Annotated in this window: 26 protein-coding genes; 14 read left to right on the top strand and 12 right to left on the bottom strand. The window is 63.8% G+C overall.

What is annotated here, in order from left to right; translation table 11 throughout:
- Positions 1-59: 59 nt before the first annotated feature.
- Positions 60-1,124 carry an SMP-30/gluconolactonase/LRE family protein gene (locus N6L27_RS09870; protein WP_271907076.1) on the bottom strand — a complete coding sequence of 355 codons (1,065 nt, stop codon included), beginning with the start codon at positions 1,122-1,124 and terminating at the stop codon, positions 60-62.
- Positions 1,125-1,219: 95 nt separating this feature from the next.
- Between N6L27_RS09870 and N6L27_RS09865 the strand changes: the two genes are divergently transcribed.
- Positions 1,220-2,329 carry a pyridoxal phosphate-dependent aminotransferase gene (locus tag N6L27_RS09865; protein WP_271907075.1) on the top strand — a complete coding sequence of 370 codons (1,110 nt, stop codon included), beginning with the start codon at positions 1,220-1,222 and terminating at the stop codon, positions 2,327-2,329.
- 90 nt (positions 2,330-2,419) lie between these two features.
- Positions 2,420-2,614 (top strand): histidinol phosphate aminotransferase, encoded by a 195-nt coding sequence (locus N6L27_RS09860; protein WP_271907074.1) that lies wholly within the window; start codon positions 2,420-2,422, stop codon positions 2,612-2,614.
- Between the two features lie 33 nt (positions 2,615-2,647).
- On the opposite strand, the gene N6L27_RS09855 is transcribed toward N6L27_RS09860, so the two are convergent.
- Positions 2,648-3,856: a pyridoxal-phosphate-dependent aminotransferase family protein gene (locus tag N6L27_RS09855; protein WP_271907073.1), complete on the bottom strand. Its 1,209-nt coding sequence runs from the start codon at positions 3,854-3,856 to the stop codon at positions 2,648-2,650.
- 206 nt (positions 3,857-4,062) lie between these two features.
- Here N6L27_RS09855 and N6L27_RS09850 point away from each other — a divergent pair, with 206 nt between their 5' ends.
- Positions 4,063-4,599 carry an ABC transporter transmembrane domain-containing protein gene (locus tag N6L27_RS09850; protein WP_442915749.1) on the top strand — a complete coding sequence of 179 codons (537 nt, stop codon included), beginning with the start codon at positions 4,063-4,065 and terminating at the stop codon, positions 4,597-4,599.
- Positions 4,596-4,859, top strand: coding sequence for a hypothetical protein (locus N6L27_RS23280; RefSeq protein WP_442915748.1), 264 nt, complete (start codon positions 4,596-4,598; stop codon positions 4,857-4,859). The genes N6L27_RS09850 and N6L27_RS23280 overlap by 4 nt, the downstream gene beginning before the upstream one ends.
- Positions 4,860-4,904: 45 nt before the next feature.
- Here N6L27_RS23280 and N6L27_RS09845 read toward each other — a convergent pair whose 3' ends face one another.
- Positions 4,905-5,585: a TIGR04283 family arsenosugar biosynthesis glycosyltransferase gene (locus N6L27_RS09845; protein WP_271907072.1), complete on the bottom strand. Its 681-nt coding sequence runs from the start codon at positions 5,583-5,585 to the stop codon at positions 4,905-4,907.
- Between the two features lie 99 nt (positions 5,586-5,684).
- Between N6L27_RS09845 and ygfZ the strand changes: the two genes are divergently transcribed.
- The 3 genes from ygfZ (at position 5,685) to N6L27_RS09830 (ending at position 7,839) form a co-directional block, all read left to right on the top strand.
- The gene (ygfZ, locus tag N6L27_RS09840) at positions 5,685-6,419 is read left to right on the top strand and encodes a CAF17-like 4Fe-4S cluster assembly/insertion protein YgfZ (RefSeq protein WP_271907071.1); all 735 of its coding nucleotides are present in this window, start codon (positions 5,685-5,687) and stop codon (positions 6,417-6,419) included.
- A 10-nt stretch (positions 6,420-6,429) separates the two neighbouring features.
- Entirely contained in the window at positions 6,430-7,233 is an 804-nt protein-coding gene (locus N6L27_RS09835) for a fructosamine kinase family protein (RefSeq protein ID WP_271907070.1), read from the top strand.
- 69 nt (positions 7,234-7,302) lie between these two features.
- A complete protein-coding gene (locus tag N6L27_RS09830; RefSeq protein WP_271907069.1) occupies positions 7,303-7,839 on the top strand; it encodes a hypothetical protein in 537 nt (178 codons plus the stop codon).
- 138 nt (positions 7,840-7,977) lie between these two features.
- Here N6L27_RS09830 and efp read toward each other — a convergent pair whose 3' ends face one another.
- Entirely contained in the window at positions 7,978-8,541 is a 564-nt protein-coding gene (gene efp / locus N6L27_RS09825) for an elongation factor P (protein WP_039185609.1), read from the bottom strand.
- A 219-nt stretch (positions 8,542-8,760) separates the two neighbouring features.
- Between efp and N6L27_RS09820 the strand changes: the two genes are divergently transcribed.
- Together N6L27_RS09820 and N6L27_RS09815 are read left to right on the top strand one after the other, a co-directional pair.
- A complete protein-coding gene (locus N6L27_RS09820; protein WP_008556013.1) occupies positions 8,761-9,078 on the top strand; it encodes a DUF6280 family protein in 318 nt (105 codons plus the stop codon).
- 191 nt (positions 9,079-9,269) lie between these two features.
- Positions 9,270-10,724 carry a cobyric acid synthase gene (locus N6L27_RS09815; RefSeq protein WP_271907068.1) on the top strand — a complete coding sequence of 485 codons (1,455 nt, stop codon included), beginning with the start codon at positions 9,270-9,272 and terminating at the stop codon, positions 10,722-10,724.
- Between the two features lie 225 nt (positions 10,725-10,949).
- Here N6L27_RS09815 and N6L27_RS09810 read toward each other — a convergent pair whose 3' ends face one another.
- The 5 genes from N6L27_RS09810 to N6L27_RS09790 all read right to left on the bottom strand — a co-directional run bounded on the left by N6L27_RS09810 (position 10,950) and on the right by N6L27_RS09790 (position 15,336).
- Positions 10,950-12,038 carry a hypothetical protein gene (locus tag N6L27_RS09810; protein ID WP_271907067.1) on the bottom strand — a complete coding sequence of 363 codons (1,089 nt, stop codon included), beginning with the start codon at positions 12,036-12,038 and terminating at the stop codon, positions 10,950-10,952.
- Between the two features lie 75 nt (positions 12,039-12,113).
- On the bottom strand, positions 12,114-13,538 hold the full coding sequence (locus N6L27_RS09805) for a TolC family outer membrane protein (protein WP_271907066.1): 1,425 nt from the start codon (positions 13,536-13,538) through the stop codon (positions 12,114-12,116).
- A 128-nt stretch (positions 13,539-13,666) separates the two neighbouring features.
- Complete coding sequence (locus tag N6L27_RS09800; protein WP_271907065.1) at positions 13,667-14,320, bottom strand: protein-L-isoaspartate O-methyltransferase family protein; 654 nt, start codon at positions 14,318-14,320, stop codon at positions 13,667-13,669.
- A 231-nt stretch (positions 14,321-14,551) separates the two neighbouring features.
- The gene (locus tag N6L27_RS09795) at positions 14,552-14,770 is read right to left on the bottom strand and encodes a TraR/DksA family transcriptional regulator (RefSeq protein ID WP_271907064.1); all 219 of its coding nucleotides are present in this window, start codon (positions 14,768-14,770) and stop codon (positions 14,552-14,554) included.
- A 248-nt stretch (positions 14,771-15,018) separates the two neighbouring features.
- Complete coding sequence (locus N6L27_RS09790) at positions 15,019-15,336, bottom strand: TraR/DksA family transcriptional regulator (RefSeq protein ID WP_271907063.1); 318 nt, start codon at positions 15,334-15,336, stop codon at positions 15,019-15,021.
- 153 nt (positions 15,337-15,489) lie between these two features.
- Here N6L27_RS09790 and N6L27_RS09785 point away from each other — a divergent pair, with 153 nt between their 5' ends.
- Complete coding sequence (locus tag N6L27_RS09785) at positions 15,490-15,627, top strand: entericidin A/B family lipoprotein (RefSeq protein WP_260015563.1); 138 nt, start codon at positions 15,490-15,492, stop codon at positions 15,625-15,627.
- Positions 15,628-15,708: 81 nt separating this feature from the next.
- On the opposite strand, the gene N6L27_RS09780 is transcribed toward N6L27_RS09785, so the two are convergent.
- From N6L27_RS09780 to lepA, 3 genes are all read right to left on the bottom strand, one after another.
- Positions 15,709-15,948: a hypothetical protein gene (locus N6L27_RS09780; RefSeq protein ID WP_271907062.1), complete on the bottom strand. Its 240-nt coding sequence runs from the start codon at positions 15,946-15,948 to the stop codon at positions 15,709-15,711.
- 300 nt (positions 15,949-16,248) lie between these two features.
- Positions 16,249-17,160 (bottom strand): DUF4238 domain-containing protein, encoded by a 912-nt coding sequence (locus N6L27_RS09775; RefSeq protein ID WP_271907061.1) that lies wholly within the window; start codon positions 17,158-17,160, stop codon positions 16,249-16,251.
- Between the two features lie 106 nt (positions 17,161-17,266).
- The gene (gene lepA, locus N6L27_RS09770) at positions 17,267-19,081 is read right to left on the bottom strand and encodes a translation elongation factor 4 (RefSeq protein ID WP_271907060.1); all 1,815 of its coding nucleotides are present in this window, start codon (positions 19,079-19,081) and stop codon (positions 17,267-17,269) included.
- Positions 19,082-19,304: 223 nt separating this feature from the next.
- Here lepA and N6L27_RS09765 point away from each other — a divergent pair, with 223 nt between their 5' ends.
- The 4 genes from N6L27_RS09765 (at position 19,305) to N6L27_RS09750 (ending at position 22,590) form a co-directional block, all read left to right on the top strand.
- A complete protein-coding gene (locus tag N6L27_RS09765) occupies positions 19,305-20,492 on the top strand; it encodes a hypothetical protein (protein ID WP_271907059.1) in 1,188 nt (395 codons plus the stop codon).
- Between the two features lie 324 nt (positions 20,493-20,816).
- Positions 20,817-20,999 carry a hypothetical protein gene (locus tag N6L27_RS09760; RefSeq protein ID WP_271907058.1) on the top strand — a complete coding sequence of 61 codons (183 nt, stop codon included), beginning with the start codon at positions 20,817-20,819 and terminating at the stop codon, positions 20,997-20,999.
- 148 nt (positions 21,000-21,147) lie between these two features.
- Positions 21,148-21,459, top strand: coding sequence for a hypothetical protein (locus N6L27_RS09755; protein ID WP_271907056.1), 312 nt, complete (start codon positions 21,148-21,150; stop codon positions 21,457-21,459).
- A gap of 165 nt (positions 21,460-21,624) precedes the next feature.
- Positions 21,625-22,590, top strand: a complete 966-nt coding sequence (locus N6L27_RS09750) for a LysR family transcriptional regulator (protein WP_271907055.1) — start codon at positions 21,625-21,627, stop codon at positions 22,588-22,590.
- The last annotated feature ends 1 nt before the right edge of the window (position 22,591 follow it).

Here is a 22,591-nt window from a genome sequence, read left to right as displayed (position 1 = left end):
GATCTGGCGTCAGCCTGCCCCGGATGCGGGACAGGTGCCAGCCCAACGTGGGGGAAGGATCAGGGGGAAAGCGGCATCCGGGCGAACCAGGGCGAGTCGAGGGTCATCACAAAGAGCTGCCCGTCCATTACCTTGCCGCCGGTGGTGACGCCGAGGCGCCCGTCCGGGTCCTGAAGGGAGCGCAGGATATTGCCCTGCCCGTCGAACTGCACCAGCATGCCGCGGTGGATCGGCGCCGGGCGCACCAGCGGGCCGAGGCGCCAGATCACCTTGCGCAAGAAGGGATAGGGCATCAGTTTCTCTGATGGAACGCGCGGGCTGGCGAAGGCGAGCCAATAGGTGCCGTCGCCCTGTGCCTCCAGATTGTCGGGGTAGCCGGGGAGGTTGTCGAGGAAGACCTCCTGCTGGCCTGCGCGGCCGCCCTTGAGCCAGAGCCGGTGGACGCGGGCGCGGCCGGTTTCGTTGATCAGCAGGAAGTCTTCGTCGGGTGAGAGGGCGATGCCGTTGGTGTAGACGAAACCTTCGGCGATTTTCTCTGTGGTGCCGTCAGGGTTGATACGGGCGACGTAGCCGGTGTTTGACTGCTCCCAGATGGTCAGGATCGAGGTCGGCTTGGTGCCGCCCATTGTTTCGGGGTCGAAGCGGTCCGACGAGTTGGAGAAATAGATGGTGCCGTCCTGTGCCACGTCGAGCTGGTTGGCATAGATGATCGGGGCGCCATCGATTTCGTCTGCCACGACCTCCAGCGTGCCGGGGCCGGACCAGCGCAGGATGCCGCGGAAGCTGTCGGCGATGTAAAGCGCGCCGTCCGGCCTGGCCTTGAGCCCCAGCGGGCGGCCGCCCAAGCGGTCTGCCAGCACCGGTTCGTCCCCGTCGATACGGTAGAGGTTGCCGGACAGGCTGGTGGTGTAGATGGCGCCGTCCGGGGTTCGGGCGATGTCCTCCGGCCCCAGCTCTCCGTCAGGCAGATGGATCAGCGAGGATGCGCTGAGGGCATTGTTCTCGGCGTAATCACCGGTAAAGCCCGGCGCCGCGGGCGGGTCATAGGCGATGGGGTCGACCGGCACCGGCCAGAACAAGAGGTAGCCGAGGGCGGCGGCCAGCAGGGCCAGGGCAATGCGCATGAAAGAATCCCTTATAAAATCCATGCGCAGGTTGCGCCGGTCGGGAAGGTGACGCAAGCCTTGCCCGGGCTGCCCGCTTCAGCTTATCTGCCCCCATGACTGGTCCCCGCTACACCCCGCTTGCACTCTCCCTCCCCGCCACCGTGCCCTTTGTCGGCCCCGAGACGCAGGAGCGCGCCCGCGGTGCGGGTTTTGCCGCGCGGCTGGGGGCGAATGAGAACATCTTTGGCCCCTCCCCCAAGGCCGTTGAAGCGATGGCGCAGGCCGCGGCGGAGATCTGGAAATACGGCGATGCGGAGAATTTTGAACTGCGCCATGCCTTGGGTGCGCACCACGGGGTCAGCCCGGCGCATATCATCGTCGGCGAAGGCATTGACGGGCTGCTTGGCTATCTGGTGCGGCTGCTGGTCGGGCCGGGCGATGCGGTAGTGACCTCGCTGGGGGCCTATCCGACCTTCAACTACCATGTGGCGGGGTATGGCGGGGTGATCCACACGGTGCCCTACAGGGACGACCGCGAGGATTTTGAGGCGCTGTTTGCCAAGGCGGCGGCGGCGGATGCCAAGATCGTCTATCTGGCCAATCCGGACAACCCGATGGGCAGCTGGCACAAGGGCGCCGATATTGCGGCGGCGCTGGATCATTTGCCTGAGGGGTGCCTCTTGCTGCTGGACGAGGCCTATGTCGAATGCGCGCCGGAGGGCACCGCGGCGCCGGTCAGTGCGGATGATGCGCGGGTGATCCGGATGCGGACGTTTTCCAAGGCCTATGCAATGGCGGGGGCGCGGGTGGGCTATGCCATCGGGCACCCGGATCTGATCGCCGCCTTCAACAAGGTGCGCAATCATTTCGGCATGAACCGGGCCGCGCAGGCGGGCGCGCTGGCGGCGTTGCGGGATCAGGACTGGCTCGGACAGGTGCTGGCGCGGATTGAGGCAGCGCGGGAGCGGATTGCGGAGATCGCGGCAGAGAACGGTCTGACCGCCCTGCCCTCTGCCACAAATTTCGTGGCGATCGACTGCGGGCGTGACGGGGTGTTTGCCAAGATGGTTCTGGACGGGCTGGTCGATCAGGGGATCTTTGTGCGGATGCCCTTTGCCGAACCGCAGAACCGCTGCATCCGGGTGAGCTGCGGGCCTGCGGCGGAGCTGGAGGGTTTTGCCGCGGCGCTGCCCAAGGCGCTGGCCAAGGCAAATGGCGGCTGAAACCTGCCTATCGCCATTTGATCGCGGCAGTTTTACCGGACATTCACCACTCCCGGCCTACCATCGAAGGGTATCACCGGGAGAATTGTCATGCGTGACCCTGAACTGCCCGACGCCATGCCGGATTTCTTTTCTGCCGCAATCATGTTTGCCGGCATCAACCTGATGTGGATCTTCTTTGTGGTCTGGGTGATGTACGGGCTGGTGCCGGTTCTGGTGCTGGCCGTGCTGATCAACCATTTCATCACCAGGCTGGAGATCAAGCTGAATTCACAGCAGGCCTAGCCCCGGCCTGTATAAGCTGCGGGTGCCGGGCCTTCAGCGGCCCGCAAGCACCTGTGCAGCAGCCTCCAGCGCGCCGGTTCCGTGCGGGATATCCAGCGCGGTAAGGCCGGTCTGAATGCCGCCCAGCAAGCCCATCACCATCTTACCGTTCACGTGGCCCATGTGGCCGAGACGGAAAAATCCGTGCCATTCCGGGCTTTTGGGGGCAGCCATGCCAAGGCCGATGCCCAGGGTCAGGCCCAGGTTCTGCTCCACATAGTCCCGCAGGCGGGTGCCGTCCGGCGCACCGATGTGCAGCGCAGTGACCGCATGGGAGCGCAGGGTGCGGTCCGCCACGTTCATCCGCAGCGGCCCGTCGGCGCCCCAGGTCTCGCAAGCCGCCCAGATCGCGCGGGCCAGTCGGGCATGGCGGTTCCACACGTTCTCAAGGCCTTCGCCGTGGATCATGTCCAGCGCGGCGCGCAGGCCATAGAGATGATGGGTGGGCGCGGTGCCGCCGAAATACTGGTAGAACTCCTCCGGGTTGGCGCGCGGCACCCAGTCCCAATAGCGGCTGATCCGCGGCAGCGCCGCCCGCGCCGCGGCGGCCCGGCCGTTGAAGAACACAAAGCTGAGGCCCGGCGGCATCATCAGCCCCTTCTGGCTGGCGGTGACCATAACGTCGACGCCCCAGGCGTCCATCTCGAAGCGCTCGCACCCCAGTGAGGCAATGCAGTCGGCCATCAGGAGCGCCGGGTGGCCTTCCTCATCCAGCAGTTTGCGCAGGCCCGGGATATCGTTGCGGATGGAACTGGAGGTATCCACATGCACGCCGAGCACTGCCTTGATCCGGTGGCCCGTGTCGGCGGCCAGCACCTCGGCAATCCTGGCCATGTCCCACGGGGCGCTGGTGCCGAAATCGAGCACCTGGGTTTCGATCCCGAGGCTTTGGGCCATTTCCGACCAGCCGATGGCAAAGCGGCCCGAGGCGGGCACCAGCACCAGGTCGCCGGGCTGCAGGGTGTTCTGCAACGCCGCCTCCCAGGCACCGTGGCCGTTGGCGATGTAGATGGCGGCGTGGTGCTCCGTGCGCGCCACCCGGCGCAGGTCCGGGATCAGGCCTGCGGTCATCTCCACCAGCTCGCCCGCGTAGATGTTGGGCGACGGGCGGTGCATCGCCTGCAGCACCTGATCAGGGACCACCGACGGGCCGGGAATGGCCAGATACTGCCGCCCTGCCGATACCTTCACTGGTCCGCTCATGCCTGATTTTCCCTGACAGCGCGCAGCCCCGTGGCCGCCGCGGTTGATCCATGACGGCACAGTAGCCGCACCGCCGCCCGCGTCAATTGCCGCTGACGCAGGGTCACGGCGAAGTGCTTGCGCCCTGCCCTCCACCTGCTTAAATGGCGCTGGAACGACAGGGAAAGGCCCGCAATGTCACGAATTTCCCGCAGGGACACACCGTCATGAGCCAGCACGAACCCAAATCCGCACGGGAGCTTCTGGGCTGGCTGTGGCGCGGCTATCTGCGTCATTACATCGGCCTGCTGGGCATCGCCGTGGTCTTTATGCTGGTGGAAGGCCGCACCATGGGTGCGCTCGGCTACATGATGCAGCCGATGTTCGACCTGGTGTTTGTTGACGGCAATACCGACGCGCTGTTCTGGGTCAGCCTCGCCTTTTTTGCCATTTTTGCGCTGCGCGGCATTTCCGGCGTCACCCAGAAGGTGCTGCTGAGCAAGGTCTCGCAGACTTCGGCCGCGCATCTGCGCAAGGACATGCTGGCGCGGCTGATCCGGCAGGACCCGGCCTTTCACCAGGAGCATCCGCCGGGGGTGCTGATGCACCGTGTGCTGGGCGATGTTGGTGCCATCGACGCGGTGTGGCGGGCGGTGATCACCGGTGCGGGCAAGGATTTCGTGTCACCGATCGCGGTTCTGGGGGTTGCGGTCAGCATCGACTGGCGCTGGACAAGCTGGCGGGCGGCCGCACAACGCTGGTGATCGCGCACCGGCTGTCGACCATCCGCAACGCCGACAAGATCGTGGTGATGGACCGCGGCCGCGTGGTGGACCAGGGCAGCCACGAAGAGCTCCTGGCGCGCGGCGGTATCTATGCCGATCTCTACCGGCTGCAGTTCCAGGACGGCAAGACCGTGGTGGACACCAAGGGCATCGCCGCCCAGGCAGAGCAAGTGCCCGGCGGCAGCGCCCGCGGCAGGAACCGCTGGTTCCGCCGCTTTGCCAGCAAGGTGTTCGGGTAAGCAGCAAAGCACGTGCCCGCCTGGCCTGGCGGCCGGGCGAGACGTTCACTTGCTGTAGGACCCTGCCAGCCGTTCCGGCGCCACACCCAGAAAATACCGCATCAGTGTCCACAGGTTCCGCGCGCCGCGCCGCAGCCAGCCGGCCCGCTGGTAGCGCGCGGCGCTGGTCAGCGCGGCGGAGGGCAGCACCGTCAGCCCCTTGAGGCGGCGCGCCAATGCCACGTCCTCCATCAGCGGCTGATCGGGATAGCCGCCTGCAGCCTCATAAATATCGCGGCGGATCAGCAGGCCCTGGTCGCCATAGGGCAGCGCGAACAGCCGCGTGCGCAGGTTGGCCCAGCCTGCAACCCAGGCGGCCATCGGCCCCTTGGCCCGGAACTGAAGGCGGAAGCAGGCAGACCTGCCCTGCCCCTCCGCCAGATGCTGCGCCACCGATGCGGCCCAGCCGGCTTCCAGACGCGTGTCGGCGTGCAGCACCAGCAGCCATTCCCCCTGCGCCGCCGTGCAGCCGCGCCGCAGCTGGCCGCCGCGGGACGGGGCGCCGCTGATCCATTCAGCTCCGGACGCTTCGGCAATGGCGCGGGTCGCATCCGTGGACCCGCCATCGGTGATCACCAGTTCGCGGATCAATCCCGCAGCCAGCCCCTCCATCAGATGCTCCAGCGCGGCGGGCAGTTCAGCTTCGGCGTTCAGGGTGGGGATCACGATGCTGACCGGCGCGGGCATGGGGGCTCCTGAGTGCGGATTTGCTGTTTTCTTCCGCCCTGCTTCCTATATCACTGGGCCAGGCAATGAAACGCCGTTGGCAGCAACCCGGAGACACAAATGAGCGACCGCCGCATCCTGCGCCTGACCGGCGCCGACGCCAAGAGCTTCCTGCAGGGGCTGGTGACCAATAATGTGGACCATCTGGACGACGGGCTGGTCTATGCCGCGCTGCTGACGCCGCAGGGAAAATACCTGGCGGACTTCTTTCTGGCCGCAGACGGCGATGCGGTGCTTCTGGACGTGGAGGCCTCACTGGCCGAGGGCCTGATGAAACGGCTGAACATGTACCGGCTGCGCGCCGATGTGCAGGTGGAAATGACGGACCTGCAGGTAAAGCGCGGCACTGGTATGGCACCGGAGGGCGCCCTGGCGGACCCGCGCCATGGGGATCTGGGCTGGCGGCTCTATGGGCCTGAGGGCGGCGATGACGGCAGCGACTGGGACGCGATCCGGGTGGCCCATTGCATTCCCGAAACCGGCATCGAGCTGGGGCCGGACAGCTATATCCTGGAGGCGGGTTTTGAGGCGCTGAAAGGCGTCGATTTCCGCAAGGGCTGCTATGTCGGTCAGGAGGTGACGGCGCGGATGAAGCATAAGACCGAGCTGCGCAAGGGCTTGCGGACTGTGGAGGTCGAGGGCGCGGCGCCGGTTGGAACGGAGATCACCGCCGAGGGAAAAGTGGTTGGCACGCTCTACACCCAGTCCGGCGGCAAGGGCATTGCCTATCTGCGGTTTGACCGCGCCAAGGGGGAGATGCAGGCGGGAGACGCCGGCGTCACCTGGCAAGAATGAGCGGGCAGCCGTGAGCGGGCTGAACGATACCGTTCTGTCCCTGCTGGGCGCGGAGGTTTTGCGCAGCCGGCCGCTGCATGGCGGCGATTTGTCGGACGTGCAGCTGCTTTCCTTAAGCGATGGCCGCCGTGTGGTGGCCAAAACCGGGCCGCTGGTGGCGGCGGAGGCCGCGATGCTGCGCGCGGTCCGGGACGCAGGCGTGCCCGCGCCGGAGGTGCTGGGCGTAGGCCGTGGCTTGCTGCTGATGGAGGCTTTGGAGGAGACCGGGGCCAACGCAAAGGGCTGGCAGGCGCTGGGGCATGCCTTGCAGCAGCTGCATTCTGCCACAGGCCCGCACTACGGCTGGGCGGAGGATTACGCCTTTGGTCCGGTGGCGGTGCCCAACGCGCCGCTGGAGAACTGGGTGGAGTTCTGGGCCAGCCGCCGCTTGCTGGCAGATCCGGGCGCCCTGCCCCGTGATCTCCGGCTGCGGGTTGAGGCGCTGTGCGCGCGGCTGCCGGAGCTGCTGCCCGCGGCGGCGCCCGCCGCGCTGCTGCATGGCGATCTGTGGAGCGGCAATGTTCTGTTCAGCGGTCCCAAGGCCTATCTGATCGACCCAGCCTGCTACTGGGGCGACGCAGAGGCGGATCTGGCGATGCTGCATCTGTTCGGCACGCCGCCTGCGGATTTTCACGATGCCTATGGACCGCTGGAGCCGGGATTTGAGGCACGCCGCGCCCTCTATCAGCTGTGGCCCGCGCTGGTGCATCTGCGGCTGTTCGGTGCCAGCTACCGGAACATGGTTGAGACGCGGCTGGACGCATTGGGTTTCTGACAAGCCTCTGTTCACCTGATTGCGTTAGGGTCGCCGCAGGAATTGCTGAAAGGGTATTTGATGCGTCTGATGTTTGCAGCCTGCGCCGCCGTGCTGGCGGCCTCCCCTGCCTGGGCCGACTACTGGAGCTACAAGGACTGGCATGTCGCCACGGAACCCCATGAGACGGAGCAGGACAGCTACCTGACCTGCCGCGCCTGGACCGGCGGCGACGGCGATCCGCTGCTGGCGCTGGAGGTGTTTTCCGGTGACGCGGGCCCGCCGGAGTTCTACCCGATGGCCAAGGTGCAGGAATATGCGCCGCGCCACTACCCGACGCTGATGCAGCAGGGCGGCACGGTGGATTTCATCTTTGACTTCGACCGCAGTTTCTCGCTCTCAGCCGGGATCAATTCCTGGATCAACGAGGAAGGCCTGGCCGAAGCCGAAAGCGCGCTGCAGTTCCAGGACCACCTGGTGATGCTGCAGGCAATGAAACAGGGCAGCTGGGTGGAGATCTGGGCCGGCAACGACATGTTCTACGAGGCCTCGCTCAGCGGGTTTACCGCGGCCTATGGCAAGATGATGGATGAATGCGGCTTCAGCCTGGCGCTGCCTGCGGGGTGACCCATTGGCCGGCTGCTGGTGCAAAAGTTTTTGAAAACTTTTGCCAAGACTTTTCAAAAAAGTCTTGGGCCCGCGCAGAAACAGAAAAAGCCGCCCCCGAGGGAGGGCGGCTTTTCCGTTTTCCGAAGACGTCCCGGATCAGGCGCGCTCGGAATATTCCATGGTTTCGGTGTTCACCACGATCATCTCGTCCTGGCCGACAAACGGCGGCACCATGACCTTGACGCCGTTGTCGAGGATCGCGGGCTTGAAGGAATTGGCCGCGGTCTGGCCTTTGACGACCGGCTCGGTCTCAACGATCTTGCAGGTCACTTTCTGCGGCACGGTCGCGTTCAGCGCCTCTGCCTCGTAGAATTCCACCACGATGGTCATGCCGTCCTGCAGGAACGGGCGGCGGTCGCCCAGCAGGTCCGCGGGCAGCTCGATCTGCTCATAGGTTTCTGCGTCCATGAACACCAGCATGCCGTCGCTCTCATAGAGGAACTGCTGGTCTTTCTGCTCCAGGCGGACGCGCTCCACCTTGTCCGCGGAGCGGAAGCGCTCGTTCAGCTTGGAGCCGTTGCGCAGGTTGCGCATCTCGACCTGGGCAAAGGCGCCGCCCTTGCCCGGTTTGACGTGGTCGACCTTCACCGCTGCCCAAAGGCCGCCATTATGTTCCAGCACGTTGCCGGGACGGATTTCGTTGCCGTTGATCTTGGGCATGGGAAAATGCCTTTCAGATGGTTGATGATAATTTGCAAGACCCTATATCTGGCGGGCTGATCGCTGGCAAGACAAGGATATGGTATGGAAGATCTGTGAATAAGATATGCGCAAATTGCATGAAAGCTATGCATCTGCGCTCTATCCGAATCGTCACACTTCCGTCATAAGCAGCGCTACGCCGAAAATTGCAATAGCAAGAACAACAAGGGATACGAGATGCGAGATTTCGTAGACGGCACCGCTTATAATAACGAGCAAGGCAACCGCGCCCGCAAACTGTTTGCAGCCGTTGTCCTGGCCGCACTGGATGATGCCATCGCCGACGACAAGAAATACGGCAATGGCCCGGAACAAATCGCCCGCTGGGCACGTTCGCGCGATGGCCGCGAAGTGCTGTCCTGCGCGGGCATCGACCCGAACGAACGGGTTGTGGAAGGCCTGATGGACTTCGTGGGCCGCGGTGTGCGGACCTCGGTTGCTCTGTCGCGTGAAGAAAGCGAACGCCGCAACGCTGCGCAGGCTGAAGCCGCCTGAGGCTTCCCTTGCGCATTGCTGAAAAGCGCGCCCTTAGGGGCGCGTTTTTCTTTTGAACGCCGAGGTTTCCGCAGGGTAACCCTGTCGCGCGGCAGCCGCTGCGGGACGCTTGCGGCACAGCCCCCATGGACGGGGGCGTCTAACCTGCTATGCAGGCCCCAGAACGACGGGGCGCAGGCAGGGAGCAGCGGATGGCACGCGCAATCATGATCCAGGGCACCGGCAGCAATGTCGGCAAGTCACTGCTGGTGGCGGGGCTGGCGCGCGCCTATGTGCGGCGCGGGCTGAAGGTGGCGCCGTTCAAGCCGCAGAACATGTCAAACAACGCCGCCGTCACGCCGGAGGGCGGCGAGATCGGCCGCGCGCAGGCGCTGCAGGCACGCGCCGCCAAACGCCCGCCCCATACCGACATGAACCCGGTGCTCTTGAAGCCCGAGACCGACACCGGCGCCCAGGTAATCGTGCAGGGCAAGCGCCGCGGCTCCCAGGGCGCGGGATCGTTCATGCGCGACAAGTCCGGCCTCTTGGAGGCGGCGCTGGAAAGCTTTCACCGGCTGGCGGCGGAGGCCGATCTGGTGCTGATCGAGGGCGCGGGCTCCCCTGCCGAGACGAACCTGCGCAAGAATGACATTGCCAACATGGGCTTTGCCTGCGCCGCCGGGGTGCCAGTGGTGATTGCCGGCGACATCCACCGCGGTGGGGTGATTGCGCAGATCGTCGGCACCCATGCGGTGCTTGAACGCCATGACCTGGAGCGTGTCGTGGGGTTCATGGTGAACCGCTTCCGCGGCGACCTGAGCCTGTTTGACGGCGGCCGGGACGATATTGCCGCGCGCACCGGCTGGCCCCCGCTGGGTGTGGTGCCGTGGTTCTGGGATGCCTGGAAACTGCCGGCCGAAGACATGATGGACATCGCCTCGCGCACGGGCGGCGCCTGCAAGGTGGTGGTGCCGCAGCTGGAGCGGATGGCGAATTTCGACGATCTGGATCCGCTGGCAGCGGAACCGGAAGTAACGGTGGAGATCGTGCCGCCCGGACGCGCCCTGCCCGGCGATGCGGATCTGGTGATCCTGCCCGGCAGCAAATCGACCATCGGCGATCTGAACTACCTGCGCGCGCAGGGCTGGGACATCGACATTCTGGCGCATCACCGCCGCGGCGGCCATGTGCTGGGCCTGTGCGGCGGCTATCAGATGCTGGGCAAGACCATCGACGACCCGGAGGGCGTCGACGGGCGACCCGGCAAAGTTGACGGTCTGGGCTTGCTGGATGTGCACACGGTGATGGCCGGGGAAAAGCGGGTGACGCTGACCGAGGCCGTGACCCGTGATGGCAATCTGCCGGTCAGCGGGTACGAGATCCACATGGGCCGCACCACCGGCACCGATTGCACCCGCGCCTGGCTCAGCATCGATGGGCGGCCTGAGGGCGCGGCCTCAGCGGACGGGCGCGTCAAGGGCTCCTACCTGCACGGGCTGTTTTCCGCAGACGCCTTCCGCGCCAGCGTGCTGGCGAGCCTCGGCCATGAAAGCCAGGCAGGATATGAGGATGGCGTCGAGGAGGTGCTGGACGCGCTGGCGGACCATCTGGAGCGGTATATGGATCTGGATCAGTTGCTGGAACTGGCACAGGAAGTGCGGGCCTGACTCCGGCCGCGGTGCTGCCCGCCGTCCCCTTTCTCCGTCGCCTTCGCTGATGCCGGAAAATGGCGGACGGGGTTCTGCGTCAAGGATTTGCCAGCTTGCTGGCGCGCAGCGTCCTTGATGCAGAAGCCTGTGCGCCATAGGCATCTGTCTGTGAAGGCGATGGGGAAAGGGGACGGCTTCCCCGTTTTCTCTTGAGCCGGAAGCGAAGACTTCAGCACGCCCCGGTCAAAGCAGATCGTGGGCAGCCAAGGCGCGCTGGATTTCGCGGCGGACCAGTTTCCGCACGTTCCGGGTGATGCGCTCCCCCAGCGGGCCTTGCAGTTCCTCGCGCACAATGGAGGCCACCAGATCCCGCAGGGCGTCCTCGTCGAGGAAACTGTCACCATCCTCAGCCAGGGTATCCATAGCCGCGCTGGTGACCGCGTCTTCTACCGCCGTGGCTGCTGAAGCGGCTGCAGTATCAGGGTTCAGTGCCGCCTCGGGGCTTTCCGGGGCGGTGCTGCTTTCCGGTTCGAAATAGGATGCAGGAACATCCAGGATTTCTTCCTCTGCGTCTTGCCCGCGGCGCAGCGGCAGCGGCTCATCACGCCATTCGATGGTGTCCGGACCGGCACCTGCAAAGGGCGCCTCGGTCTGGCTGTCCGGTTCCCAGTGCTGCTGAGGGTGGTCCTGCGCAGCAGAGCCGCGCGCTTCCATCTCGGCGATCTTGCGGACCACGGAGGCCGCCCGGGCGCCGGCGGTGCCGCCCGAAAGCCCCCCGTCCTTGAGCAGGACAGGCGCCGTGTCAGCGGCCTCGGCCCCGGGCTCGGCCTCTTCCGGTGCGCTGCCGTCGTGCCGGCCGGCACCGGCCGCGGCTGCAAACAAGGTGGTTTCAGGATTGCCCCAGGGCGCCTCTGCGTCTGTTTGCTCCGCGTCTGCCCGCTCTGTTTCAGAAGACTCTGCCGCAGCAGCACTGCGCCGCGACAGGGACAGCTCCCTGTGATGGCGAAAGGCCAGAGGGGGCTCTTCAACCAGAAGACCGGCAGCGTCCTCAGCGGCGCTCCCGGCATCAGTGTCAGAACCGGAGGCAGGCTGCTGATGCTCAGCCTCTGATTGCGCTGCCAGATCTTCTGCAGGCTCTGCCGTATCTTCAGAAGGCAACGTGTTGCCGGGATCGGTGCCGGGCGCAGGCTCCTGCACCCGCAGGGCGGGCGTCAGCACCAGCCGCGCCGCCGGTTCCGGCGCCGCAGGCTGTTCCCGGGTGTCATCGCTCACCAATCGGCGGATCGAGGACAGGACATCTTCAATCTCGGCGTGGGTCACTGGGTCGGACATCTATTTTACCACTCTTGCCTCTTGAGTCAGAGTGTAGCGGCCTTCCCGTTCCCGCACAACAGATAGAGTGAATTGTCAGTTCCGCCCCAAGGCCTTGAGCACGCGGTCCAGATCCTTGCCGCGCTTGCTGTGCTGGGCCGGCGCGTCCTTGACCAGGTTGTAATAGAGGGTCGGATCATAGATCTCCACCGCCAGGCCTAGGTGTTCGGCCGTCAGCAGGCCCTGCGATTGCAGCAGCTGATAGGCGGCGATGGCCTGGCTGGCGCGGGAGTTCACCTGTTCTGTCTGGGCGTCGAGGTATTCCTGCTCCGCCTGCAGCACATCCAGCGTGGTGCGCGCGCCCAGGGTGGCTTCCTCGCGGATACCGTCAAAGGCGACCTTGGAGGCCCGCACCCGCTCGCCCGAGGAAATCAGGCTGACGCGGGCGGTTTCGGCATTGTAGAAGGCGGCGCTGACCGCCTGGCGCACCGACCGCTGGGTGGAGATCAGGGTGCCGCGCTCTGCATCGGCGCTGGCAATGGCGCGGCGCCGGGTGGCGGCATTGCGGCCGCCGGCATAAAGCTGCTGGGACATCACCACCGAGGCCGACGCATCCGAACTGATGCCGGTGCCGTCGTTGATGTTGTCGCTCACACCAGCGGTGGCACGGAAGCTGACGCTCGGCCCCAGGGCGCGGGTTGCCGCCTGGACCAGAATGTCGGCGGCCTTGACCGCGTGCTGCTGCGCCAGCAGATCCGGCTGGTTGCGCTGCGCAATGGACTGCGCGCGGTCAAGCGAGGGGGTGCGGGACGGGAGCCGCGGCTGGCCGGCAATGCTGCCGGGCGCGTGGCCGACCACCTGCCGATAGGTCGCGCGGGCGGTGAGCAGGATGCCCTCGGCATCGGTAAGGCTGGCGCGGGCGCCGGCGACCCGGCTTTCGGCCAGGGCAACATCGGTGCGGGTGACCTCACCGACCTCGAACCGGTCCTGGGCCGCCTTTTGCTCTTCCTGCAAGAGACGCAGGTTGTTGCGGCGCAGGGCAACGTTCTCCTGCCCCTGCAGCACGCCGACATAGGCCTCCACCGCGGACAGGAGCACCTGCTGTTCCACGCCGAGCAGCTGCTGGCGGGTGGCCAGCACCAGTTCCTGCGCAGCGTCCTTGCGCAGGCGCGTCTCGCCGCCATCATAGAGCAACTGGGTCAGCTGCAGCTGGGTGCTGATGTCGTTGCTGGTCAGTTCATTGAAGTTGCCGAACTGGTTGGCTCCGCGGGAATAGCTGTGGCTGGCGGTCACGGTCCATTCGATCAGCGGACGCAGCTGCGACAGCGCAATCGCAACATCCTCATCTGCAACGCGCAGCAGCGCCCGGTTCTGCTCCAGCAGGCCGCTGGTCTTATAAGCGCCGATCATCGCATCGGACAGATTGTCCGCAGCCGCCTTGAGGGGCATCAGCACTGTGGCTGTCACGCTGCCGGCAAACACAAAAGCCTTAAACACACTCGCAGGAAATTTCATTCGCATCGGTTGCCTTATCTTTTGCCGCGCCGCCAGCCGCGGTGGGTTGGTCCCGGTCCCGGGCGCCTTTTCCGCAGCGCCCGGCCTTATTTCTTGTCTTGCGGCACGCATTGCCGCAGCCCCGGCCCTGGGGCTCAGAGCGCGAATTCGCGTGCCGCGGCAAAGCCCGGCAGCACCGGAGCGCTGGCGTTGAATTCAAACCGCCAGGAAATGCGGCCGCCTGTCTTGTAGCCGATCTTCACCTCACCCAGGTTGCCGGTCACCATCAGCGCGGCGACGCGGCCGCCGTCCTTGAGCTGATCCAGCAGCGCCGCGGGCAGTTCCTCAGCCCCGCCCTGCACCAGGATCACGTCATAGGCGCCGTGTTCCGCCGCGCCCTCGGCCAGCGGGCCGGTGTGCACGATGGCATTGTCGGCGCCGGTCTCGGACAGCAGTTCCTGGGCATCCGCCGCCATGGCCTCGTCTTCCTCGACGCCGATCACCATCTGCGCGATCCGCGCCGCAACAGCGGTGGAATAGCCAAAGCTGCAGGCCACATCGAGCACCAGCTCATCGTTCTGGAGATCCACCGCATCCAGCATCTTGGCGAGGGTGCGCGGCTCCAGCAGCACCCGGCCGCCGCCCAGCGGCACGTTCTGGTCTGCATAAGCTGCTTCGCGCTGAGCGTCCGGCACGAATTTCTCCCGCGGGACTCCCAGCATGGCCTCAATGATCGGGTATTTGGTGACATCCGAGGGACGGATCTGGGTATCCACCATCATGCGGCGGCGCTCAGTGAATTCTGGCATCTGCTAAACTCATTTGTTCAGTCGGTCAGGCCGGTTGTGGCATATCCCGCCCGGCACGGCAACGGGGCCTGTGCGCACGGAGAGCTAAAGTAGCGCGGCGCTGCTGCCAGGCAACTGATCCCTGCGCGCAGGCCCAAAGCAAACCCGCAGCTGGCGCAAAAAGGCCAGCAGCCCGGCAGGCCGCTGGCAATCGGAGGGAGGGGCAGTTCCGCGCCGCTGAGGGCGCCGCGGCTACTGGGAGCAGGATTTGCAGAAAGGAGAGGCCGGACGCTGGTCCAGCCAGTCGTCGCTGATATTGTCGCCGCAGATCCGGCAGTAGCCGTAGGAGCCGTCGCTCAGACGGGCCAGTGCGGCCTCGATCCGGCGCAGCTCGTCATGGCTGGCGTAGGGCAGAACCTCAATCGCGCAGCCGGCGCCACGCTCGGACTGCGGCTGGCGGTGGGACCCCATACGGGGTTCGCGGGGTGCCTGCCCGGTCCGTGCCAGCAGCCCGGCCAATTGCTGGCGCCGCACTTCAAGTATTTGTTTTCTGGCGGAAAAGTCCATAGTCCATGCCCTCCAGTTCAGGTTTCGCGCAACGTGCCCCCGGGTCAGTTCTATCTCCTTGATCCAGGTCAAGATACTCGCGATTTACGGGGATTGCACTACCTTATAAGTTGCAAATTTCTGGTAAATCCCCGCAGAACCGGTTGCGGCCCCTACCCCGCGGCGCAGGTTTTGCACAGCGGCGCGGCGGGCAGCAAGTCCAGCCGGGCCTCCGAAATCCGCTCGCCGCACGCCGCGCAGAGGCCATAGGTGCCCGCCTTGATCCGGTCCAGCGCAGCGTCGATCCGGCGCAGCTCGTCCAGTTCGGCATTGCCGAGGCTTTCCAGCACCTCGTCGCCCTGGCGTTCCGACGCGCGGTCCTCCCAGTCCTGCGGCATCGGCGCGTCCAGCGTGTGCTCAACCTCGCTCAGATGCCCGGTCAGCTCGGCGCGGCGCGCCTCCAGCGCCTGTTTGCGGGTCTTCAGGTCCATGGCTCTGCCTCCTCGTGATTGTGCGCCCGAAGCCTAGCCCGGCGCGCACCTCACGGCCTTGACCTCGCTCAACCGCATCAAAGCCTCTGGCCGGCGCCCCAATGGCTTGCTAGACATTTTGCCAACAGAGAGCAGATTTGAGGAGTAACCGGAATGATGCGGATTTTTGCCTGCGCGCTGATGCTGCTGGGGCTGGCAGCCTGCGAGACCGCCAAGGGCGCGGGGCGCGACATTTCCAAGGCCGGCAACGCCATCAGCGGCGCCGCGCAGGACGTGCAGAACAGCTTCTGAGCGGCCCGGTCCCGGGAGCAGCTGCAAACATAAAAAACGCCCGGTGTCCCGCCGGGCGTTTTTCTGTTTCGGGCCGGGGTGTCAGATGCCCAGCATCGCCTTGGCTTCGGCAAGGGTCGCAACCGAGTTGGCGTGATCGCCGCTGTCATGCAGGCTTTGCCCCTCGTCGCGCAGTTCCTGGACGGTTGCCAGATCGGCCTCCGACAGTTCGGTGCCGGCGGCCAGCGCGGCGTCGATGGCGGCAATGTCGGCGGGGCATTGCCCGGCCAGGAGCGGCGACGCCAGGAGGGTGATCGCGGCGGCCAAAGTCAGGTGTTTCATGGTGTTATCCTCCCCAGATGAACGGGGTTGAGGATAACACGGAATGGGTGGGTTTTCAGCGGGTTGGCGCGCAGAGGCCGAGGATGGGCAGAGAGTGGCGCACAAAGGTTTTGAGAGGAGCGGCGGTTGGCCGATAGTGTAGTGCAAGCCTGCCCGCTTAAGGGACATTGCCCGACATCAGATCAGAACGCGGAGGGCAGCGCCCGGCCCGGCGGGGTGGGAAGCGAAGCGCCCGCCCCGTGGGGGGCGGGACGGGCGCTGCCCGGTCTGGCGACCGGGCAGTTTCGATAGCTATGGGTCTTAGCTTTTGCGCTTTACGTACCGCAGCTCATTTCTCTTTGAGTCGTTGACGAGTTGCATTTGCCTATGCTTTGCAACGAACTTTCTTAGAAAAGGTGACGGGCGATCTGCGAAAACAAGGTCCTCCGCCGCAAACACCGCAAACCGATTGAGTTCAGAAATTTTAGATGAACTAGAAACTTCGACATGCGCGACTTCAACAGGGCCATCCCAGATACTAACCCTTGGCGAATAAACTACTATGCCTATATCAGGTGCCAGAGGTACGAACTTCTTTGACCAGCGTCTACTGAGTGTCGGGACGTGCACCATTGGGTAGTCGCTAGTCAGGAAATTTCGTTCTGTGTGGTTTTCGAGGATATCCCAGGGAGCATTTAAGAAAGCTTTGACAACATTAATCATCCTTGTTGTCGCCATGGCTTTAGGCATATTCATATCAATGTTAAATTCCACCAGATTTTGATCAAGCAGTTCTGTAATCGACTTTCCAGAGTACCGCTTGTCCGAGTTTTCCGGGAACTTGGGTAGAATGCTTTTAGTGTCTAGGTGCTTAGCGAAGTCGGCGAGATGGTTGTGCGTACCATCAAAACACAGACGGTCAAACGTGGGTGAAGAAATGGATACGGCTGTTATGAATCCCGCGATTGTTTCTCGCACAATGTTGTTGCAACGACGGTTTCTAAGTTCATTTAGAGCGTAGGGGTAGTTGGGCTCGATAGCCTCAAGGAGTTTTTCAATAAGCCGGGGCTCTTTCAGAAATTCGTTTGTATTCCCATCCCGTATAGCACAGACGCTTTTGGGTTTCGGAGTGAAATCTCGCAAATCCAGCTTACTAACAGCAAAAAGCTTTTTGGTTTTAGGATCTGCGAACTCTCTTAAATGAACCTGAGAAACGTAATGATCTAATGCCAATCCTTAATTCACTTTCAAAAAGAGTGTTCTGACCAACACTCAGTTGCGGGCACCCAACTGGCATTGCCAAGTGCTTTCGCCCGCGCGCCCTCGGAAATGGACAGCCTCAGCTGTCCATTTTGAGGGCGGAAATAAACGCTTCCTGCGGGATATCCACCTTGCCGAACTGGCGCATCTTCTTCTTGCCCGCTTTCTGCTTGTCCAGCAGTTTCCGCTTCCGGGTGGCGTCGCCGCCGTAGCATTTGGCGGTCACGTCTTTGCGTAAGGCTGAAAGGGTCTCGCGGGCGATCACCTTGCCGCCGATGGCAGCCTGGATCGGGATCTTGAACATGTGGCGCGGGATCAGCTCCTTGAGCTTCTCGCACATGGCGCGGCCGCGCATCTCGGCGCGGTCGCGGTGCACCATGGTGGAGAGCGCATCGACCGGCTCGTCGTTCACCAAGACCGACATCTTGACCAGGTTGTCCTGACGGTAGCCGGTCATCTGGTAGTCGAAGGAGGCATAGCCCTTGGTCACCGATTTCAGGCGGTCGTAGAAGTCGAAGACCACCTCATTGAGCGGCAGGTCATAAACCACCATGGCGCGGGAGCCGGCGTAGGAGAGGTCCATCTGGATGCCGCGGCGGTCCTGGCAGAGCTTCAGCACGTCGCCCAGGTATTCGTCGGGCACCAGAATGGTCGCCTTGATGCGCGGCTCCTGGATGTGGTCGACCTTGGAGGGGTCGGGCATGTCGGCGGGGTTGTGCAGCTCGATCATCTCGCCGGGCTCGTTATCCTTGCCCTTCATGTAGACGTGGTAGATCACCGACGGCGCCGTCGTGATCAGCTCGATGTTGTATTCGCGTTCGATCCGGTCGCGGATCACCTCCAGGTGCAACAGGCCCAGGAAGCCGCAGCGGAAGCCGAAGCCGAGCGCGGCGGAGGTTTCCATCTCAAAGGAGAAGGACGCGTCGTTCAGCGCCAGCTTGTCGATGGCGTCGCGCAGGTCCTCGAATTCGGCGGAGTCGACCGGGAACAGGCCGCAGAACACCACCGGCTGGGCGGGTTTGAAGCCCGGCAGCGCCACCTCGGTACCATTGCGGTCGTTGGTGATGGTGTCGCCGACGCGGGTGTCGCGCACCTGCTTGATCGAGGCGGTGAGGAAGCCGATCTCGCCCGGACCCAGTTCGTCCACCACCTGCATGGCTGGGCGGAAGACGCCGATGCGGTCGACGTGATGCAGGGTGTTGTTCGACATGAACTTGACCCGCATCCCCTTTTTCAGGACGCCGTCCATGATGCGGACCAGAACGATCACGCCGAGGTAGCTGTCGTACCAGCTGTCGACCAGCATGGCCTTCAGCGGCGCGTCGCGGGTGCCCTCGGGCGCGGGCAGGTGCTGGACGATGCTTTCCAGCGTTTCGCGGATTCCCTGGCCGGTCTTGGCCGAGACCTGGATGGCGCCGGTGGCGTCGATGCCGATCACATCCTCGATCTGCTCCGCCACCCGGTCGCAGTCCGAGGCCGGCAGGTCGATCTTGTTCAGGACCGGGACGATCTCATGATCCGCGTCGATCGCCTGATAGACATTGGCCAGCGTCTGCGCCTCCACCCCTTGGGTGCTGTCGACGACCAGCAGCGAGCCCTCAACCGCACGCATGGAGCGGGAGACCTCATAGGCAAAGTCGACATGGCCGGGGGTGTCGATCAGATTGAGCACATAGGTCTCGCCGTCCTGCGCGGTATAGTCGATGCGCACGGTGTTGGCCTTGATGGTGATCCCGCGCTCGCGCTCGATGTCCATGGCGTCGAGCAGCTGCTCCTTCATATCGCGGTCCTTCACCGTTCCGGTCTCCTGGATGAGCCGGTCAGCGAGGGTGGATTTGCCATGGTCGATATGGGCGACGATGGAGAAATTGCGGATGTGAGCGAGGTCAGTCATGCTGAGGCATATGATTTGGATTCGGGGTTTGGTCAAGCGCCGTTGAGGCCCCAACCTACTCCTAAGGCATTATAGTAGGAATATTCGTAACTACGCCGAATTGCAGGCAGCACTCGAAAGGCTTCCTTACAAGGCCGTAAGGGTCCTGAGCTGTCGGGCTGCTATGCGCAGTATGACCACAACTAAACGTTTCCTAGACGACTTAGGAACGCCCTTGCACGACATGTATGCACTTGCAATGTTCAGAGACGTCAGCCGAGCTGCAATTGAAAGTTATTTTGGCGCCTGGTCGGCTGCTGCTCCTCCCCCCATGACCGTCGGATTTGCGAAAGGCCCCCTCAAGACACTGTTCGAGAACGATGAGGAATCCGGGTACGGTTATGCTTGCGGTAATGCCTGTATCAAGGACGTACGATCACAAAAACTACGGAACCGGAACGCGATCATATACAGCAGCAAATCCTTGGAAATCGGCTCAAGGATGAGCCGTGGAGAGCTATTCCTGCACCTTTGGCACCCGGTCGAGCTTGATCTTCACTTTGCAGAAAGTATGGATAATCCCAACGACCTCTTCGCCTCCAGCGAACTAACACCAGGTACAAGGCAACCTGGAGACCCAAGAAATAGCCCAAGCGACTTGCTGCTTTCGCTAAAGAACGCCGGCGGCAATTGGAGCTACTGGTACGATTGGTACAGAGGCTTTCTAACTGGTGATCCACTCGATTGGAATCTGCAGCGCCAGGTAGCCCTTATAAGCGTCGAGAAGTGGGAATCCGGTCCCGAAGCCGTCGCTGCGGAAATCGAGCGTATAAGGGCTGAATTCAATGCGCCGCCGCCAGGCAAGGAAAGGTTCCCCAAGCACGAACCCAAGTCCGTAAGCCACTTATTCGAAAACCGGATTATTGCCACTGCAAGCCTGCAAGGCCTCGCCGCGCAAGTCACCAATAGCATTGAGCGCTTTCATGCGGAAACCGGCGCCAATGCGCTCCCTGAAGCGCTCGAGCCTCTGGCGGCTTTGCCTCCCCTGCTGCTCGCAGTGAATTCAACACTTCAGCAGGCCCCAAGCGATGGTCCTCTAGCGAGCGAAACGGAAGATCAGCTGCGGGCAGAGATTGGCCGACTGAACGCAAAAGTCGCTCAGCTTGAAAATGAACTTCAGAAAGCGAACGCCGCTGAACCTTCGGTTTTCTCCGATGCCTTCAAGAAACAACTGGGCACAAGCCTGGGCGACTGGAAACTGTACGCGGCTCTTTGCACCGGCCTGTGGTTCGTGAGTGGTGACATAGAAGGCACACAGCGCCGACTTGAGAACATCTCCCACTATCGCGACATGATTTTTGGTGACGTTTCTTCGCCTTCCAAAACAACTCCCTCTCACTCTGCGGCGGCAGAAAGCATGGTAGAAATCTAGCTTTACCCCCGGCTGACAGGCCGGAACACGCCTGACCTTCCCCGTCATGCCGAAAGCGTGCCTTCAGCACGACGAAGACGCGTTTGCGCCTCCCCTGAGGTCAGGCGCGTTCTTCAGTGGTTTACGCAATCGTTTCAACCAAGCTGACCAAATAGCCGTACGTTTAGCGGCACCTACCGTTTCCGCAGCAGGCTAAGCCATCCGCCAAAATCCCGCAAATTCTCCCCGCTCCCTGCACCAGCCGCCAAAATGCGCTATACTCCTGCCGTACCGCGAGACGCGCGCCCCTGTGACGGAAGACACCAGCAAAGGAGGACGATCCGCATGGATGCAATCAAAGCCGCTGAATATGCCCGCGCGCTCTACAGCGCGCATGGCGACAAGGCCGAGGCCGAGGCGGCGCAGAAGATGCGCGCCTGCCAGGAGGCCGGCAAAGACAGCGAGGCGGCAGACTGGAAAGCCGTCCGCCAGGCCGTCCGCGCCATGCGCGGGCCGAACCAGACCTGAGCGACCCCGGCGCTGGAGGGCCGCGGAAGGCGGTGCTCCAGCCGCCCGTTCTCCCCGTTTACCACGATTGAAAACGGCGCCGGACTGCGCCATACTGCGGACAATTCCGCGGGCAGCAGACCCGCTTGCCAAAACGGGGCATGAGCAGATGAAAACTTTCCTGACCACCACGCTGTGTGCCGGTTTTCTGGCCGCACTGGCGCCTGCAGGCGCCGAGGCCGGCGCCATTGAGCGCGCCTGCCGCCAGTCGGACCGCACTGCGGCCTCGCCTTCCCTTTGCAACTGCATCCAGAAGGCCGCCAACGTCAGCCTGACCGCATCGGAGCGCAAGACCGTCTCCAAGTGGTTCGCCGATCCGCATCAGGCCCAGGTGGTGCGCCAGTCCTCCAACCGCAGCGACGAGCGGCTGTGGCTGCGCTACAAGGCCTTTGGCGACCACGCGGCACGCAGCTGCGGCTGAGGCGGCGTCACAATCACCTTTGCTGAAGGCGTCCTGCGGGGCGCCTTTTTCATTGATGCATCTGCGCTGCGGCATTTTCGCAAGGGGGAAAGACTGCGGCATTGCCACCCTTGACCGCGCAGCGCCAAACGGCAAAGAACGGCCTAAGGTATTGGAGCAGTTGATATGTTGATCAAGGGCGTTTCCTTGCGCGGGCTGGAAGTGTTTGAGGCTTTGGCCAAGACCGGGTCCGTGGCCCAGGCCGCCGAGATGACCGGGCTGAGCCAGCCGGCCGTCAGCCAGCAGATGCGCAACCTGGAGAAGGCGCTGGACAGCGCGCTGATCGACCATGGCCGCCGCCCGATGGTGCTGACTGCCGCCGGGCGCAGCTTTCTGGCCCGGACCGAGGCGGTGCTGGGCGAGCTGCGGCTGGCCCAGAGCGAGCTGACGGTGATGGACCTGACCCACCTGCAGGCGCTGTCGATCGGGCTGATTGACGATTTCGACAATGATCTGACACCGCGGCTGGCCACTATTCTTGCGGATAGCCTGACGCAATGCCGGTTCAAGATGATCACCGCCTCCAGCCATGACGTTGTGCGGGCGATGGAAGCACGGGAGCTGCATATCGCCATTGCCGCCACCGCCGGGGGCTTGCACGAGGGGCTGGTGGAATACCCGCTGGTGCGCGACCCCTTCATCCTGGTGGCGCCGCGCGGCGCGGTCTCGGATGCGGCGCAGGCGGCGGAGCAGCTGCAGGACCTGCCGTTCCTGCGCTATGCCCGCGAGCAGCTGATCTCGCAGCAAATCGAAGGGCTGCTGGGGCGCCAGAAGCTGGAGTTCGAGGACCGGTTCGAGGTCGGCTCGCATCTGGCGCTGATGGCAATGGTGGCGCGGCGGATCGGATGGGCCATCACCACGCCGCTGGGATACATGCGTGCGGGCCGCTTCCACGACCAGATCGACGCCTTCCCGCTGCCGTTCGGGGAGATGTCGCGGACGATCTCGCTGTTCACCGCTGCCGACTGGGCCGACCGGGTGCCGCGGGATGTGGCGGAGACCGTGCGCCGCCTCGTCCAGAGCCATATGATCGACCCGGCGGTACAGCAGATGCCGTTCCTGGCGGGCGGTTTCCGGGTGATTGCAGAGTGAT

The sequence above is a fragment of the Leisingera sp. SS27 genome (genome assembly GCF_028368855.1).
Classification (GTDB): Bacteria; Pseudomonadota; Alphaproteobacteria; order Rhodobacterales; family Rhodobacteraceae; genus Leisingera.
This window is presented reverse-complemented; position numbering and strand designations above follow the sequence as displayed.

What these genes read in the sequence shown, in the direction of transcription:
- N6L27_RS09795 (WP_271907064.1), bottom strand. Translation starts at nt 14,770, where the DNA reads ATGGGGTCCCACCGCCAGCCGCAGTCCGAGCGTGGCGCCGGCTGCGCG.
- N6L27_RS09785 (WP_260015563.1), top strand. Translation starts at nt 15,490, where the DNA reads ATGATGCGGATTTTTGCCTGCGCGCTGATGCTGCTGGGGCTGGCAGCC.
- N6L27_RS09760 (WP_271907058.1), top strand. Translation starts at nt 20,817, where the DNA reads ATGGATGCAATCAAAGCCGCTGAATATGCCCGCGCGCTCTACAGCGCG.
- N6L27_RS09800 (WP_271907065.1), bottom strand. Translation starts at nt 14,320, where the DNA reads ATGCCAGAATTCACTGAGCGCCGCCGCATGATGGTGGATACCCAGATC.
- N6L27_RS09865 (WP_271907075.1), top strand. Translation starts at nt 1,220, where the DNA reads ATGACTGGTCCCCGCTACACCCCGCTTGCACTCTCCCTCCCCGCCACC.
- lepA (WP_271907060.1), bottom strand. Translation starts at nt 19,081, where the DNA reads ATGACTGACCTCGCTCACATCCGCAATTTCTCCATCGTCGCCCATATC.
- N6L27_RS09830 (WP_271907069.1), top strand. Translation starts at nt 7,303, where the DNA reads ATGTTTGCAGCCTGCGCCGCCGTGCTGGCGGCCTCCCCTGCCTGGGCC.
- N6L27_RS09765 (WP_271907059.1), top strand. Translation starts at nt 19,305, where the DNA reads ATGTATGCACTTGCAATGTTCAGAGACGTCAGCCGAGCTGCAATTGAA.
- N6L27_RS09815 (WP_271907068.1), top strand. Translation starts at nt 9,270, where the DNA reads ATGGCACGCGCAATCATGATCCAGGGCACCGGCAGCAATGTCGGCAAG.
- N6L27_RS09855 (WP_271907073.1), bottom strand. Translation starts at nt 3,856, where the DNA reads ATGAGCGGACCAGTGAAGGTATCGGCAGGGCGGCAGTATCTGGCCATT.
- N6L27_RS09790 (WP_271907063.1), bottom strand. Translation starts at nt 15,336, where the DNA reads ATGGACCTGAAGACCCGCAAACAGGCGCTGGAGGCGCGCCGCGCCGAG.
- N6L27_RS09845 (WP_271907072.1), bottom strand. Translation starts at nt 5,585, where the DNA reads ATGCCCGCGCCGGTCAGCATCGTGATCCCCACCCTGAACGCCGAAGCT.
- N6L27_RS09850 (WP_442915749.1), top strand. Translation starts at nt 4,063, where the DNA reads ATGAGCCAGCACGAACCCAAATCCGCACGGGAGCTTCTGGGCTGGCTG.
- N6L27_RS09805 (WP_271907066.1), bottom strand. Translation starts at nt 13,538, where the DNA reads ATGCGAATGAAATTTCCTGCGAGTGTGTTTAAGGCTTTTGTGTTTGCC.
- N6L27_RS09860 (WP_271907074.1), top strand. Translation starts at nt 2,420, where the DNA reads ATGCGTGACCCTGAACTGCCCGACGCCATGCCGGATTTCTTTTCTGCC.
- N6L27_RS09780 (WP_271907062.1), bottom strand. Translation starts at nt 15,948, where the DNA reads ATGAAACACCTGACTTTGGCCGCCGCGATCACCCTCCTGGCGTCGCCG.
- N6L27_RS09755 (WP_271907056.1), top strand. Translation starts at nt 21,148, where the DNA reads ATGAAAACTTTCCTGACCACCACGCTGTGTGCCGGTTTTCTGGCCGCA.
- efp (WP_039185609.1), bottom strand. Translation starts at nt 8,541, where the DNA reads ATGCCCAAGATCAACGGCAACGAAATCCGTCCCGGCAACGTGCTGGAA.
- N6L27_RS09820 (WP_008556013.1), top strand. Translation starts at nt 8,761, where the DNA reads ATGCGAGATTTCGTAGACGGCACCGCTTATAATAACGAGCAAGGCAAC.
- ygfZ (WP_271907071.1), top strand. Translation starts at nt 5,685, where the DNA reads ATGAGCGACCGCCGCATCCTGCGCCTGACCGGCGCCGACGCCAAGAGC.
- N6L27_RS09870 (WP_271907076.1), bottom strand. Translation starts at nt 1,124, where the DNA reads ATGCGCATTGCCCTGGCCCTGCTGGCCGCCGCCCTCGGCTACCTCTTG.
- N6L27_RS09750 (WP_271907055.1), top strand. Translation starts at nt 21,625, where the DNA reads ATGTTGATCAAGGGCGTTTCCTTGCGCGGGCTGGAAGTGTTTGAGGCT.
- N6L27_RS09810 (WP_271907067.1), bottom strand. Translation starts at nt 12,038, where the DNA reads ATGTCCGACCCAGTGACCCACGCCGAGATTGAAGATGTCCTGTCCTCG.